The organism is Pseudanabaena sp. UWO310, from assembly GCF_006861605.1.
GTDB lineage: Bacteria > Cyanobacteriota > Cyanobacteriia > Pseudanabaenales > Pseudanabaenaceae > Pseudanabaena.
In genome coordinates this window covers 1-14103 of the sequence record NZ_SELU01000060.1, presented here as the reverse complement: position 1 = coordinate 14103, position 14103 = coordinate 1, and the positions used below count along the sequence as shown (strand labels likewise).

Here is a 14103-nt window from a genome sequence, read left to right as displayed (position 1 = left end):
GAGTAACAAGTGTTCTCAATACAATTTAATATTTGAAAAATGTACAAATATCGTTTGATATTGTGGTAGGTTTTATCGTGCTTATTTCAAACCTTAATGCCCTAATTGCCGTTGTTTTTCCTGTGTTGCTCCATTTTCCAGCCATATTAGAGCTTTTTCTTCTGGTCTGTCGGGATTAACCCAAGTAATCTCATTTAGTTCCTTTATGGATTGCGCGGCTTTATCAAAGGGGTTTCTTGCTTTTTCGTCCAGCGAAATAACAATCTTATCTGTGGCGATCGCTGCTTCTAAAAGGTGGCAATCTTTCCACATTGCCTCTCGCGGTTTATCACTTTCGGCAACTTTATCTAGTCTGTCTCTGAGTTTCTGATCAAAAGCTATATCTGGGCGATATTCTACCTTTCTCTTAGCGACCATACTCGAACGCCACCTTTTCGCATAGATTGACTGGTGTTTATCCCATTCTTCTTTAATGTCATCCGTGAGTACCATGCGATGACAAATCGTCAATACTGCATTGAGAAAATCACGACAATTTTTTGATGTCGGAAAAGTAGCATTGGGAGCACCGCAAGATCTTGCAATGGAGGCATCAATAACTAACAACTTAGAAACTTTAGCTTTCTTCGACATGATTTAGACTGCCATCAATTTAGACTCAGCAGCATCTAAATAACGACTTTCCTCTTGCAAAGAAATTTCGCTGAAGTCTTCTGGCCAGTCACCAAAAGCCCCTGTTTCATCAAGTTCGGCTGTAGTCACTTTTGTAAAGCCATTATCGTCTTGACTAAACCAATGCAATTTTACTTTTTCAGCCGCAATTTTATCTTCTGCAATAAGTGATTGCACCCGTCTAATTAATAGCTCACTATGGGTTTCGACAACGACCCTAACACCTCGATTTGCCGCATCGACAAGTAGTTGAGCTAAGTTAGCTTGAGCGCGAGGATGTAAATGTATTTCTGGTTGTTCTAAATATACTAATTGCTCTGGTTCAGCAACTAACAAAGCTACAACAACTGGTAAGGTTTGCGATAATCCAAACCCAACATCAGCAATGCTAACCATGTCAGTAGACTGACTATTGCTTTTATTCTTTAATCTACCAACTCGAACTTCCACCTGTGTGTCATCAATTTGCTTAGTATCAACTTTCCAAGTTAAGCCTAATATTTGAAGTGCCTCACTAAGTAGTTTTAGTCGCTTATCTTTAGTTACTTTCCAACTATGAATAATACTTGCAACATAATCCTCAAATGTGCCAGTAAAATTTCGCCCTATGGAGCTAACTGGATAAGTTCTTTCTGGATTTCCCCGCAAACCTGAAACATGAATCAATTGACGAATTCTTAATTCTGTAATGTGGCACAAACCATCACTTCCAAAAAGTTCAAATAATCTTTTAATTGCTATTTCTTCGAGTGTATCTATTTCTGATGGCAAATATGAAGAAGCATTATTATATAAAAATTCAGATTCAATATGTAAAAAGCATCTATGACTTTCTACCCAAAATCTATATGTATCTTCAACAACCATATTCAATTCTTTTATGCTTTCGCTAATCTTTTCGTCGTCTTCTTTACTGGTGTGACTTAGATCGTCTAGACCATATTTTACTTTGAGAGCATTGCTCAACCTATTTTCAAATCCTTTTATATCTTCTTTGTCTTTTAGAATATTAAATAATTCCTTCAAATTACTTGAGAAAGAATTTAGTATGTTTTCGTGATTCATATCGAGATTTAAAGACATAGTAAAATCTTTGTATCTATACACAGAAGAAAAAATTTGTATTCCCTTAATTTTATTTTCTTTTTTAAAAGTATTTTTAATTATTATATCTCTATCTAATTCTAGAGATATAGTAAATCTATTAATTAATGAAGCTGGTTTATTAATAGATTTCGTAAATATTTGATCTGTTGAAGTTAAACGAACATTTGCACCATTTAACTTTAAAGAACCTGCATCATAGGTAGATTCTAAAGTTTGTTTCATTAGCAATAATGGCTGCATGATACTGGACTTGCCAGAACTATTTGCACCAGAAAGAATAGTTAAAGGAGCTATTTCAATACTGCATTCTTCTGCAAGTGATTTGTATCCTGAAACAGAAATCCTTGTAATTCCTTGTTCGGGCTTGCTATTTTGATCATCTTTTAAAGTGCTTTTTGTTTTAGTCATTGACTTCAACTAGTAGAAAAACTTGGATAAATTCTTGCATATTTTAATTTTATAAGATGCAAGCAAGGAGCTTAAGCCCCTTGCTTAAAAAGTGATATATATCTGATTAACTATTATAAAGGTGGTAAATAACCCATTGCATCTTTAACAGCTTTTAATGTTTTAAAAGCTGTATCAGCGGCTTTTTCGCGACCTTCTTTTAATACTCGATCAAGATATCCTGACTCTTTCACCACTTCATCATACTTAGTTTGAATTGGCTCAAGATGGGCGATCGCAGCATCAGTTAGCACATTCTTAAAATCGCCCCAACCGCGCCATGTCGCTGCTTCGGCTTGCACTTGTTCCTTAGTTTTATTCGCAAAAATCGCGTATAAGCCGAGTAGATTATTTGCTTCAGGGCGATCGCGATCATCAAAGGCTAACTCGCGGACGGCATCGGTTTTACATTTTTTGATTTTCTTGGTAATTTCATCGGGTTTATCTAGCACATGAATCCGACTCATTTCTGAGGGATCGGACTTAGACATTTTTTTTGTACCATCGGTGAGGCTCATCACCCGCGCCCCTTCCTTCCGAATTAAGGGATCAGGCACTTTCAAAACTGGCGCAAACTGATCGTTAAATCTTCCCGCAATATCTCGCGTCAATTCCAAATGCTGCTTTTGATCTTCGCCAACAGGCACTAAATCAGCTTGGTACAGCAAAATATCCGCCGCCATCAGTACGGGATAGTCCAACAGTCCTACTCCCACATTTTCGCCCTGCTTGATAGCCTTCTCCTTAAATTGGATCATCCGCTCCAACCAATTGAGCGGCGTAATGCAGTTGAGCAACCATGTTAGCTCTGCATGGGCGGAGACATGGGACTGTACAAAAATTGTGGAAATATGGGGATCGATGCCACAAGCAATATATAGTGCGGCAATATCGCGGGTATTACTAGCTAAAGTTTGGGGATCGTGCGGTACGGTAATTGCATGGAGATCGACAACACAAAAGAAGTTTTCGTAATCAGCCTGAGTCTCTACCCAGTTGCGAATTGCGCCCAAATAGTTGCCAATATGAAGATTGCCAGTTGGTTGTACGCCAGATAGAACTCGTTTTTGCATGGAAAGTGATTTAGGTACTTAGGTTACAGGTCGATAATGTATTTACAGGAACTGGCGAGGGAAAAACGATCGCTCGACAGAAGGGCAAGCTTGACTTTCCGAAATCCCGTTCAAAAACCTTTGGTATTGTACCAATTAGCGTTTCGACTATACTCCTATGCGGATCCGATGGAGCGACTTGGTAGAGGACGCTTAGGACATCGTCGGGAAACCAAGCTCTCACGAGATTTAGTAATTCGTTGCTAGTAAGGGGGCGATCGCGATTGTCGGTGGTTAGCCGAATTCCAACTAAGCGATCGCTTTCAAAGTAAATATTTGCCGTAAAACCTCTGACATAGACTAATTTACGTTCAGGTAAGGCATACAACCCTTCACCTCCAGGCTGTAACTGATGCATGGTGAATTCATTGCGATGGATCGTAGCGATCGCAGCCCAGTTATTATCTTTGGCGTATTCAAAAAACTGTGTTTCCAACATCCCGATATGCAAAGTCTCAGGCTGTAAAGGCGGACGCGCCCTAGTTTGGAGGCTGGGCAAGGTGCGTACCGTTCCTAGCTTTTCATTGCCTGCATCATGGGATTGGGCTACAGGTATATAGGCGATCGCATTAAATATGCTGGCGGCGATCGCAAGACCAATACATACTTGAAAATCAAATTTAGTCGCCATACATGCACCTATAGGATATCAACCACAAGGCATCAATTTTGCTGCTTCTACCTTATCAAAAATTCTTGTTTTGTGACTGCTGGCAACAAATATAGCTATCGCCAAATGTACTAGGGCATAAACCCCAAGAATTGAGTGGCGGCGCGAAGCGCCGCCACTCAATTCTTGGGGTTTGATTTGTCCTAATTTAAGTAAAATCCAGATCTAAAACCTGCGGCGCAAGCTGCGCTTGCGCCGCAGGTTTTAGGGTTTTATATTGAATATTAAAAATCAAAACCAGAGAGCGTAACGCTATCAAAACCCAAGAAGAGAAGGTTGGAGCTTCGCGCCAACCTTCTCTTCTTGTTGCCATTGGTATTAATTCGAGATCGAGTGGTGTGGCGGTTTCATGCTATAGGTAATACTTAATAGTTTCTTTGCAATTTTTTTAGCTTATGTCCCTTAACCCAGAGCCAGATTTGTCTCGCGGTAAAAATAAAGCTTCCTCTAAAAGTTTTGAGGCAATGCGAAAATTTTCCGAAAAGTACGCCAAAAATACAGGCACTTTTTTTTGTATCGATCCTAGCGTAACCAATGCCGTTATTGAAGGGTTGGCTAAGCACAAAGAAGAACTAGGATCTCCCCTCTGTCCCTGTCGCTATTACGAGGATAAGGAAGCTGAAGTTAAAGATACCTACTGGAACTGCCCTTGCGTGCCAATGCGCGAACGCAAAGAATGTCACTGTATGTTATTTCTCACTGAAGACAATCCCTTTGTGGGCACGAAACAAGAACTAGAAGTAGTTGATGTGGTTTACGATGCTTAAAAGTGATGATTAAAAGATAAAAATATCTTACAAGTATCTTAAAAATATAGCTACAGTCACTCGAATTAGGACAAATCAAACCCCAAGAATTGACTGGCGGCGCGAAGCGCCGCCAGTCAATTCTTGGGGTTTATGTCCTAGTACATTTGGCGATCGCTATATTTTTAAGATTTTTTTATCCCCTCATGCTGTGGCGATCGCACCCAGCAGACTTTACCCGATCTCGCCAAATCTAAAGAATCAGTTACGACCTCGCGTAAATTTTGCCACTTTACATCTTGATTCAATAAATTACTTACTTTAATTAAAGCCTGCTCTCTTTCGTAACGAATTTTAGAGAACATTAAGGGATCGATTTTTTGATAGCTGGCATTGCGAACTGCGAGCATCGATTCATGGACGAGGATTGCCACTTCAGAACCAATATTCATTTGTGCATAATGACGCAAATGCGCTATTCCCTTGGCTGATGTAGCGTATAAAGGTGGTAGTTGATTTAAGGTTTGCGCCACGACATCTTCGAGACGAATAAACCGCAAATCAGATTGAGGAAAGCTTTTGGCACGGGTTTGCGCCATTCTAATTACCAGTCTTTCTAAGACGTGAACTAGTTGCCGCGACTCTATCATGTAAATATCGTATTCTTTTTGCTTAGACTCAGGGGCAACGCTGATTTTGTTGTGAGACTTTCCCAAATACATTTGGGAATTGATCTGCCTCGAACCTAACGCACCATACTTACTAACGCGGGGTGAAAGGTTTCCTGAATTATATTTAGCGATCGCATTTTCCAAGGCATCTTCTAAAGCCTTCGGCAAGTCGCACCACATGAGATTTTGCCACCCCAAACTGTTTTGAACATTGAGCAATACATAGGGGGCATTGGCTAGCTCAACATCCTCCAAGGGTTGAGGCTCTCGCAATGGGTCGCGCCGCACGCCTAACAATGCTTGTCGGGTAATCTTCGTAATATCGGCATGGATTGCCAGACATTCTTGTCTTTTGATCTGCCAGCTAGCATCCGTCGATGCGAACATTGCTGGCAATCGATTTAAGGCAAAGGCAATTACTTCATCAATATTATATTTATGCCTAATTCCTATGCCTAAGTTCTGAATTTGAGCATTAGCCTCCCTATACACAAATTCAAGCAGAACATTACGACAGGATTCCATGAAATTGCTGGCTTCGTATTAGTATTATTTTTCTAAAATTCAAGGAAATAATTATGAATGTACTCACGAGTGAAGTATGGTCGATCTAACAATACTTTCAGCTTTCATTAAGTAAGAAAATTCGCCCCCTTCATTAATATAGCCTTTAAGATATGGTCTGAGTGTTGAGGTTACAGAATTAATGTTTTGATCGAAGCGATCGCTAGAAATGTGAACAACTCCCAAAATTTTAGGCACAATTAAAGCTAGGGAAAGTTCATGTACGGATATCAGAATTACTTCGTAAAGTTTGATGTTTTGATCTAGGGGTTGTAGTCCTAATAACATTGCCAAATCGATCGCCCAGTAAACCCGACGACGACGGCTTAAGATCCCTAAAATACATGATGGTTTGTTGGGAACGGGGATGACGCGATCGGCTTTGATCGTTAAAACTTCTTGCGTAAATTCACTTTCAAGTAAGCCGATGGTCTGCGGATCGATCGCAAATTTTAAGCAGGTATTCAGCCCTGAATCTAAATCTGAATTTATATTCGTATTTATATTTGTATTTATATTCGTATTTATATTTGTATTTGCATTTGTGATTGTATTTATATTCGTATTTGCAAGTGTATTTGTAGGTGCATTTGTAGGTGCATTTGCCCCTTGAGACTGATAACTGTTTTCTGCAAGTGTGTTCATGATTAGTATGTCGACCTTGGTAACCATTAACCATGTATAGCGATCGAGGCGATCGTTTGTATACAGCATGAATGCTGATATTTAGCTTGCCGTTGAATTTAATGAGTGATTTGCTTTAAGCCTCATTAAAGCCCAAAAACTTGTATCGTACGCGCAGCTTGCGCTACAAGTTTTTGGGCTTTATATTTAATTGCGCCTAGCTATTTGCCTAGCTACTTAATGATTACGATAGAATTAAATAAGCTGGGATCAATTTTCTGGTTTAAACGCTGCATTGCTTTGCCAGATGGTTTCGATGAATATTTCACTAACCTGTACAATCACTAAAGCATAGAAAAAATATGAATCTGAATCGCCGTAAGTTACTTTCTTGGTTTGGATTGGGATGGCTGGCTAGTCTTTTGCCCGCATCTTTGGTTGGTTGTAGTGATACTAAAGCTCCTGAATCTTCGGTTACGCCCGCCGCATCAGCACCTGCTGCTCCACCTACAAGCGTTGCAGCCTCTCCCAGTGGTAAATTTAAGGTGATTGGTACAGTTGCCCAACTCGAAAAAGATGGACAGTTAATATCTGACAGAATTGCGGTGGTGCGCGATCCGAAAAATGCCAAGAATGTATTAGCGGTAAATATTACTTGTACCCATAAAGGTTGTGACGTGAAATGGAAATCCGCAGACAAAAAGTTTGTTTGCCCCTGTCATGACGCTGATTTCGCCCCTGATGGTACTGTCCTTGAAGGACCTGCCAAGAAACCACTGCAAACTTATACTGCCAAAATCGAGAAAGATCAGGTGCTAGTTAGTGCCTAAGTTGTTGGACAGAAAAAGCGGTAATTTGTACCGCTTTTTCTGTCTATATCTGTCTATAAAGGAGGCTTCGCCAACCTCTCCGAAATAATGATAAAAGTACTGACTAAGGACTTAGGATTGAGGTCTTAGAGTTATGAAAAAATTTCTGCTCTCTTGCTTGTTTTTGGTAGGTTTATTTTGGGCTCTCTCCAACTATAAAGGGTTAGCGGTCGAAGGTAAGTTCGACTCAATGGTATTAAACTTCACGGATAGTTTGTCCCCTGCCCAAGTCGATCTAGAACTTAAGGCGATCGCCTCAAAGTATGGGATCGAGCCAAAGTTTAATAGTGCCTTCTCAAAGACTGACAAACTATACGTTGTCAAAGGGGATGCTCAAGTTATTGAGAAACTGAAACAGTCCGACGAATTGCGTAAATTGACTGAATATGTCGAAGAAAATTACGTTTATTCGATGGAGTTTATCGGTGACACAGCGCCCAACGATCCCATGTATAAAGAACAATGGAATCTCAAGGCGATCGATATCGAGAAGGCTTGGCAAAAAACTAAGGGTAAGGGTATTACGATCGCGGTTATCGATACTGGTGTTAGCCGAGTTGCCGATCTCAAGAATACTAATTTTGTGAAAGGGTATGATTTTGTCAATGATCGCGAAGATGCTAGTGATGATAATGGTCATGGAACCCATGTAGCAGGGACGATCGCCCAATCGACAAACAATAATTTCGGAGTGGCAGGCATCGCCTATGAAGCTAGTATCATGCCCCTCAAGGTTCTGTCTGCTTCTGGTGCTGGCACGATTGCGGACATTGCAGAAGCAATTATCTTCGCGGCGGATAACGGGGCAAATGTCATTAATATGAGTCTCGGTGGTGGCGGTGAAAGTAAGCTCATGCAAGATGCGATCGATTACGCCTATAAAAAAGGTGTAACAATTGTCGCAGCGGCTGGTAATTCCAATCGCAATGCCGCCTTTTATCCTGCGCGATATCCGAAGGTAATCGCTGTTTCTGCGACAGGGATTACGGGTGATAAGGCTCCCTATTCTAACTATGGTGCGGGGATTGATGTAGCGGCTCCTGGAGGCTCGATCGCTAGAAGCAAAACGGGCGAGACGGGCGATACTTCTGGTGGAATTTTACAAAATACCATTGATCCCAAAACGAAGGAATCAGTCTTTCGCTCCTTTCAAGGAACGAGTATGGCAGCCCCCCATGTATCAGGGGTGGTGGCGCTGATCGAAGCATCAGGGGTAAAAGATCCTCAGAAAATTGCCCAAATATTAAAACAGTCTTCCCGCAAAGTCGCGGATGATACTCTTAACTACTATGGGGCTGGTCATCTGAATGCTGCTGCCGCCGTAAATTTAGCCTCTGAAGGACAATTAGGAATTCCTGATTTCTTAAAATGGGCGCGAGATAATGGCTATTTGAGTCCGCGTTTTTGGGTGGATGGTGGGGCGATCGCCTTAATTCCGAAATTGATTATGGTGATTGGTTCCTATTTGCTTGCATGGTTTCTCAATCGCTGGTTTCCCTTCCGCTGGAACTGGTCATTTTCAAATGGAGTATTTTTTGGTGGCGCAGGATTGTTCTTTCTCCGTGGTTTCTACTTGTTTGATGTTACCCAAATTCCCTTTCGCATTGCGGGCAGTTCTCTTCCTGAGTTAGGGAATGCTTTTAGTAATACCAATGCTCTCAATCCTATTACGGCGAGCGTATTGCTCCCCCTAGCGTTATTGCTGGTTTTGCTAGGACATCCACAATGGAAGTGGTTTGCGATCGGGTCGTCGATTGGAACTTCTGTCTGTTTGGCGACAAGCGCTATCCTCGCTCCTCAGATGATGTGGATTGGGTCAGGATTGCCTGCGATCGCCTTTCTTGCGGTCAACTCAGGGCTATGTTTTGGCTGTGCCTATCTATCGATCAAATCTGAGACCGCAACTATATAATACCAACTCCCAAAAGTGTGGCTACACTTTTGGGAGTTGAAAACCAAACCCAGTAAGGGTTTTAAAATTACAAAATGGCGTAGCCATTTTGTAATTTGGTATAATACACAGCAACTATCGATCAAACGAACCACAAGGAAATTTTTGAAAGCGTTGCAAAGCAATGCTTTCAAAAATTTCCTTGGTTTGGGTTTGAGCGCGAAGCGCTATAGAAAATGACTATATACCAAGGGATATTATGGATATTAAAATTGTTGGCACGGTAGAATATATTGATATTGGTACGGGGGCTTGGGCGATCGCTACTGATACCCAAGAGCAATATGAAATTTGGCAGCCTGCACCTGAAGGGATTTTACAAGACGGACTGAAAGTGAGCGTTACGGCAAAAGTCCGCGAAGATGTGATGTCATTTACCATGATTGGCGATGTTGTGGAAGTCGAAGATTTTCAAATAAATAATTGACGTGAGTTCGGGATAGCCTGAAACAGGCTTTGAGAAAGGGTTTGCGTAGCAAATCCTTTCTCAAAGCCCAAAAGTAAAAGCCTTGCTATGCAAGGCTTTTACTTTTGGGCTTTGAGAATTTGCCAGATTAATCCGAACTGACGTTAATTAATGATTTGCTGATAAGTTGCTGAGGAACAGTCTGCATCAATCCAATCCACAACAATTATTTAGCAGCTATTTAGTTAACACCTGTTATTAACGCCTGTTATTAATGCCTGTTATTAAGTGGCTAGGCATAAGTAAACTTAAAACCTAGAAGAACATACCGCCCACGCAGCGGGCGGTATGCTCTCTGGTTTTGATTTTTAATTATGCCGAACTACTTAGTAACTATTAGCAACTGTTCCTTGATAACTTTTCCTTGGCAACTTTAATTAATTTAGAAATTTAGACAACTATGCATATTGACTCCACGCCCTATCCCTATCCATACAATGGGGATCTAAGACCAGACAATACTGCTCTGATTATCATCGATATGCAGACGGACTTCTGCGGAGTTGGCGGTTATGTGGACAAGATGGGCTATGACCTCAGTCTTACCCGTGCCCCAATCGAGCCGATCAAAAAAGTTTTAACCCTTTTTCGCGAAAAAGGCTTTTTGATAATTCACACCCGTGAAGGTCATCGCCCCGATTTATCGGATCTGCCTGAAAACAAACGCTGGCGATCGCAAAGAATTGGTGCTCGCATCGGTGATGATGGACCCTGCGGCAAAATTTTAGTGCGGGGGGAAAAGGGTTGGGACATTATTCCTGAGCTTTATCCCTTGGCTGGGGAGCCCATTATCGACAAGCCGGGCAAAGGCTCTTTTTACGCTACCGATCTCGACCTGATTTTAAAGCGCAAGGGTATTCAAAATATTATTCTCTCAGGCATTACCACCGATGTTTGCGTCCATACAACCATGCGTGATGCCAACGATCGCGGGTATGAATGCTTAATGTTGTCGGACTGTACTGGGGCAACTGACTACGGCAATCATCTTGCCGCGCTCAAAATGATTGAAATGCAAGGTGGTGTATTTGGAGCCGTCAGCGATTCTGAAGCATTGACTACAGCTATTAAGAAAAATTTCTAGTTGAATTGTAATAATACGCTCACTATACGTTGCTATGGAAAAACCGATGCCTGACGATCTCGAAAGCGATCTAGCTGATAATCTGGTTGAAGAAGAATTTATGAAAGAGTCGATACCACCCTTGACTATTCCATCTAGTGTTTCCGCTGATACCCTGCGATCGCATCTGCCTCCAGAATTAGAATTAGTGAATATCTCCAAGAGATTCGGCTCTTTTGTTGCGGTTGATAACGTCTCGCTTAAACTTGCGCCAGGAACTTTTCATGCCCTCCTTGGCGAAAATGGTGCGGGTAAAAGTACTTTGGTGAAGTGCATCATGGGTTTTCATGCGGCGAGTCACGGTGATATCTTAATTAACAAACAATCCCGCGATATCAATAGCCCTCGCGATGCCTATCTCTATGGTATTGGGATGGTTTACCAACATTTCACCGTGGTTCCCGCCATGACTGTCGCGGAAAATCTGCTGCTGGTGCGCCCTGACAGTCCTACTATCATTAATTGGAAAGATGAGTTAGAAAAGCTCGATGCATTTATGGCTTCGGCTCCGTTTAAAATCGATCTCCATACACCGATCGCTCAATTAGCGGCGGGACAAAAACAGAAGCTAGAAATCCTGAAACAGCTTTATCTCAAAAGCCGAATTCTCATCCTTGACGAGCCCACATCGGTTTTAACTCCACAGGAAGCTGATGAAGTATTAGGGCTTTTGCGAGAGGAAGTGACCGCAGGAAGGCTGAGCGTTTTAATGATCAGTCACAAGTTTCGCGAGATTACAGCCTTTGCCGATGATGTTACGGTATTGCGTAAAGGCAAGTTTGCTGGCAGTGGCTCCACTAAGGATCTATCGGTCTCTGATATGGCGGCGATGATGCTCGGTGAGGCGAAAGAAGCGCGTCAAGTTGCTAAAACAGAAATCGAAGCCAGTAGTTTAGTTCTTGACGTACGCAATCTTCACGCCGATCGCGATAATGGTTTAGAGGCAGTTGCAGGGCTTGATTTACAGATTCAAGGCGGCGAGATCGTGGGCATTGCTGGCGTATCTGGTAATGGTCAAAGAGAATTGGTGGAGGTTCTCTCAGGGCAACGCATTGCTACATCTGGCGAGATTTTTGTAAATGGCGATCGCTATACGGCTACGCGGAAGGAAATGTATCGCCATCAGGTTTTTTCGTTGCCAGAGGAACCACTGCGCAATGCTTGCGTGCCCCATATGAGTGTTGCTGAAAATCTGGCTCTCCGTACTTTTGATCGCCAACCCCAATCGAAGGGTGGAATTCTGCTTCTTTTTAAAGCAATTCGCGAAACTGCCAAGAATTTAATCAAGGTCTTTTCGATCAAAACGCCATCCCCAGATACCCCCGTGGGTAATCTCTCAGGTGGAAATGTCCAGCGCACTGTGCTTGCTAGGGAGCTATCTGCTACGCAAATTAAATTATTGATCGTAGCTAATCCTGTCTTTGGGCTGGACTTTGCCGCCGTTGAGTATATTCACAATCAAATTGTCGAAGCGCGTAATCGCGGTGTAGCCGTTCTCTTGGTCAGTGAGGATCTCGATGAGATTTTGACCTTGAGTGATCGCATTTTGGTGATGAGCGATGGTAAATTCGTTTACGAAAGCAATAGCGCTAATGTCGATTTAGCGGAGATTGGACAGAAAATGGCGGGACATTAACTAATGATTATTAACCAACAGGTTAGAGTCTTTCCTGATTTGCTCACGCGTTCTAGTTATGACGATCTATCGTGGGAACCATTTCGGCAAGGCGTGGAAATATATCATTTATATAAAAATGATATGGGTGCAAGTGCTGCGCTCCTGCGCTATGAGGCTGGAGCTCAGGTTCCCCATCATTCCCATTCGGGTTACGAGCATATATTTGTCTTGTCGGGTTCGCAAACCGATGCCAATGGCAAATATACCAAAGGTTCGGTAATCATTAATCCCCCTGATACCAGCCATCAAGTCTTTAGTGAAGAAGGCTGTGTCGTTCTTATTGTGTGGGAAAGACCTGTAATTCTCAATGAATAGGTAATGACCTGTAATCAATTGCCTATCGTCGCTCTGCCAATTTTTACGAGGAACATCTTATGTCTGCGATCGCCGCAAATCCCTACGAGTATGAATTACCGTCCGAGGGCAAAATTGCTCTGGTTATTATCGATATGCAACGTGATTTCTTGGAGCATGGCGGTTTTGGTGATGCCCTTGGCAATGATGTGATGCAGCTACAAAGCATCGTCCCCAATGTTAAGAAACTATTGGAAACATTCCGATCGCTAAATTTCCCAGTCATCCACACCATCGAAGCTCATGCTCCCGATCTTTCTGACTGTCCGCCTTCTAAGCTCAATCGTGGGCGAGGAAATCTCAAAATTGGCGACCAAGGTTCCATGGGTAGGATCCTAATTGTGGGAGAAGATGGCAATAATATTATTCCCGAACTGACTCCATTAGCGAATGAAATTGTCATTGTGAAGCCTGGTAAGGGTGCTTTTTGTCGAACAAATTTGGAAGAGATTTTGCAAAAAGAAAATATTACGCACTTATTGTTTACAGGGGTAACTACTGAAGTTTGCGTGCAGACAACCATGCGCGAAGCCAATGATCGCGGTTATGAATGCCTATTAATTGAGGATGGAACTGCCAGCTATTTCCCAGAATTTAAAACCTCAACGATTGAAATGCTCCGCGCTCAAGGGGGCATCATTGGTTGGACGGCCAACTCCGAGGACGTAATTGCTGCGCTGTTGCCTCAGGCAATGGCGATCGCCTAAGTAAAACTTGCATTGTTATGCTTTACAGCGCTTTGCGCTAAAATCCGAACCAAGAAAATTTTTTCAAGGTTTGCTTTGCAAGCCTTGAAAAAATTTTCTTGTGGTTTGTTTGAGAAACCATTTAAGAATCACTTTTTGCGGTCAAAAAATCTAAGAGATCCCCCTCAATCCCCCTTAAAAAGGGGGAAGAATTGAATTCTCCCCCCTTTTTTAAGGGCAGGGCTATTTCAAGAAAGAGGAAGTAGATACTAAGGATATTAGTTAAGTCGTATAAACCGAAATCAAGGCATAATTGAAGCAAAATCAGTAAATGAAGTAGAAAATGAGTAAAAGCCTTATAGA

Annotated in this window: 15 protein-coding genes; 8 read left to right on the top strand and 7 right to left on the bottom strand. The window is 42.0% G+C overall.

The window, feature by feature from the left end; translation table 11 throughout:
• Positions 1-93 precede the first annotated feature (93 nt).
• The 5 genes from PseudUWO310_RS17705 to PseudUWO310_RS23020 all read right to left on the bottom strand — a co-directional run bounded on the left by PseudUWO310_RS17705 (position 94) and on the right by PseudUWO310_RS23020 (position 4321).
• Positions 94-633, bottom strand: a complete 540-nt coding sequence (locus tag PseudUWO310_RS17705; RefSeq protein ID WP_142603598.1) for a hypothetical protein — start codon at positions 631-633, stop codon at positions 94-96.
• Between the two features lie 3 nt (positions 634-636).
• Entirely contained in the window at positions 637-2187 is a 1551-nt protein-coding gene (locus tag PseudUWO310_RS17700) for an AAA family ATPase (RefSeq protein ID WP_142603596.1), read from the bottom strand.
• Positions 2188-2300: 113 nt separating this feature from the next.
• Complete coding sequence (gene trpS, locus PseudUWO310_RS17695; protein WP_142603594.1) at positions 2301-3299, bottom strand: tryptophan--tRNA ligase; 999 nt, start codon at positions 3297-3299, stop codon at positions 2301-2303.
• 10 nt (positions 3300-3309) lie between these two features.
• Entirely contained in the window at positions 3310-3969 is a 660-nt protein-coding gene (locus tag PseudUWO310_RS17690; RefSeq protein ID WP_142603592.1) for a hypothetical protein, read from the bottom strand.
• A 187-nt stretch (positions 3970-4156) separates the two neighbouring features.
• Complete coding sequence (locus PseudUWO310_RS23020) at positions 4157-4321, bottom strand: hypothetical protein (RefSeq protein ID WP_190316067.1); 165 nt, start codon at positions 4319-4321, stop codon at positions 4157-4159.
• A gap of 82 nt (positions 4322-4403) precedes the next feature.
• On the opposite strand from PseudUWO310_RS23020, the gene PseudUWO310_RS17685 reads away from it, so the two are divergent.
• A complete protein-coding gene (locus tag PseudUWO310_RS17685; protein WP_142603590.1) occupies positions 4404-4775 on the top strand; it encodes a ferredoxin-thioredoxin reductase catalytic domain-containing protein in 372 nt (123 codons plus the stop codon).
• A 164-nt stretch (positions 4776-4939) separates the two neighbouring features.
• Here the strand turns inward: PseudUWO310_RS17685 and PseudUWO310_RS17680 are convergent, their stop codons facing one another.
• Together PseudUWO310_RS17680 and PseudUWO310_RS17675 are read right to left on the bottom strand one after the other, a co-directional pair.
• Positions 4940-5950, bottom strand: coding sequence for a late competence development ComFB family protein (locus PseudUWO310_RS17680; protein ID WP_142603588.1), 1011 nt, complete (start codon positions 5948-5950; stop codon positions 4940-4942).
• Between the two features lie 63 nt (positions 5951-6013).
• Positions 6014-6703, bottom strand: coding sequence for a chemotaxis protein CheW (locus PseudUWO310_RS17675; RefSeq protein WP_190316066.1), 690 nt, complete (start codon positions 6701-6703; stop codon positions 6014-6016).
• Positions 6704-6975: 272 nt separating this feature from the next.
• Here PseudUWO310_RS17675 and PseudUWO310_RS17670 point away from each other — a divergent pair, with 272 nt between their 5' ends.
• From PseudUWO310_RS17670 to PseudUWO310_RS17640, 7 genes are all read left to right on the top strand, one after another.
• The gene (locus tag PseudUWO310_RS17670) at positions 6976-7443 is read left to right on the top strand and encodes a ubiquinol-cytochrome c reductase iron-sulfur subunit (RefSeq protein WP_223805730.1); all 468 of its coding nucleotides are present in this window, start codon (positions 6976-6978) and stop codon (positions 7441-7443) included.
• A 133-nt stretch (positions 7444-7576) separates the two neighbouring features.
• Positions 7577-9394, top strand: a complete 1818-nt coding sequence (locus PseudUWO310_RS17665; RefSeq protein ID WP_142603585.1) for a S8 family peptidase — start codon at positions 7577-7579, stop codon at positions 9392-9394.
• Positions 9395-9632: 238 nt separating this feature from the next.
• On the top strand, positions 9633-9860 hold the full coding sequence (locus tag PseudUWO310_RS17660; protein WP_142603583.1) for a hypothetical protein: 228 nt from the start codon (positions 9633-9635) through the stop codon (positions 9858-9860).
• A gap of 439 nt (positions 9861-10299) precedes the next feature.
• On the top strand, positions 10300-10983 hold the full coding sequence (locus PseudUWO310_RS17655; protein ID WP_142603581.1) for a cysteine hydrolase family protein: 684 nt from the start codon (positions 10300-10302) through the stop codon (positions 10981-10983).
• Positions 10984-11083: 100 nt separating this feature from the next.
• A complete protein-coding gene (locus PseudUWO310_RS17650; RefSeq protein WP_411729056.1) occupies positions 11084-12658 on the top strand; it encodes an ABC transporter ATP-binding protein in 1575 nt (524 codons plus the stop codon).
• 3 nt (positions 12659-12661) lie between these two features.
• Positions 12662-13015, top strand: a complete 354-nt coding sequence (locus PseudUWO310_RS17645) for a cupin domain-containing protein (RefSeq protein WP_142603579.1) — start codon at positions 12662-12664, stop codon at positions 13013-13015.
• 59 nt (positions 13016-13074) lie between these two features.
• Complete coding sequence (locus PseudUWO310_RS17640) at positions 13075-13761, top strand: cysteine hydrolase family protein (protein WP_142603577.1); 687 nt, start codon at positions 13075-13077, stop codon at positions 13759-13761.
• Positions 13762-14103 lie beyond the last annotated feature (342 nt).

Excerpts from the sequence above, each read along its gene's own strand:
- PseudUWO310_RS17705 (WP_142603598.1), bottom strand. The coding sequence starts at position 633 with ATGTCGAAGAAAGCTAAAGTTTCTAAGTTGTTAGTTATTGATGCCTCC.
- PseudUWO310_RS17700 (WP_142603596.1), bottom strand. The coding sequence starts at position 2,187 with ATGACTAAAACAAAAAGCACTTTAAAAGATGATCAAAATAGCAAGCCC.
- trpS (WP_142603594.1), bottom strand. The coding sequence starts at position 3,299 with ATGCAAAAACGAGTTCTATCTGGCGTACAACCAACTGGCAATCTTCAT.
- PseudUWO310_RS17690 (WP_142603592.1), bottom strand. The coding sequence starts at position 3,969 with ATGGCGACTAAATTTGATTTTCAAGTATGTATTGGTCTTGCGATCGCC.
- PseudUWO310_RS23020 (WP_190316067.1), bottom strand. The coding sequence starts at position 4,321 with ATGGCAACAAGAAGAGAAGGTTGGCGCGAAGCTCCAACCTTCTCTTCT.
- PseudUWO310_RS17685 (WP_142603590.1), top strand. The coding sequence starts at position 4,404 with ATGTCCCTTAACCCAGAGCCAGATTTGTCTCGCGGTAAAAATAAAGCT.
- PseudUWO310_RS17680 (WP_142603588.1), bottom strand. The coding sequence starts at position 5,950 with ATGGAATCCTGTCGTAATGTTCTGCTTGAATTTGTGTATAGGGAGGCT.
- PseudUWO310_RS17675 (WP_190316066.1), bottom strand. The coding sequence starts at position 6,703 with ATGCTGTATACAAACGATCGCCTCGATCGCTATACATGGTTAATGGTT.
- PseudUWO310_RS17670 (WP_223805730.1), top strand. The coding sequence starts at position 6,976 with ATGAATCTGAATCGCCGTAAGTTACTTTCTTGGTTTGGATTGGGATGG.
- PseudUWO310_RS17665 (WP_142603585.1), top strand. The coding sequence starts at position 7,577 with ATGAAAAAATTTCTGCTCTCTTGCTTGTTTTTGGTAGGTTTATTTTGG.
- PseudUWO310_RS17660 (WP_142603583.1), top strand. The coding sequence starts at position 9,633 with ATGGATATTAAAATTGTTGGCACGGTAGAATATATTGATATTGGTACG.
- PseudUWO310_RS17655 (WP_142603581.1), top strand. The coding sequence starts at position 10,300 with ATGCATATTGACTCCACGCCCTATCCCTATCCATACAATGGGGATCTA.
- PseudUWO310_RS17650 (WP_411729056.1), top strand. The coding sequence starts at position 11,084 with ATGAAAGAGTCGATACCACCCTTGACTATTCCATCTAGTGTTTCCGCT.
- PseudUWO310_RS17645 (WP_142603579.1), top strand. The coding sequence starts at position 12,662 with ATGATTATTAACCAACAGGTTAGAGTCTTTCCTGATTTGCTCACGCGT.
- PseudUWO310_RS17640 (WP_142603577.1), top strand. The coding sequence starts at position 13,075 with ATGTCTGCGATCGCCGCAAATCCCTACGAGTATGAATTACCGTCCGAG.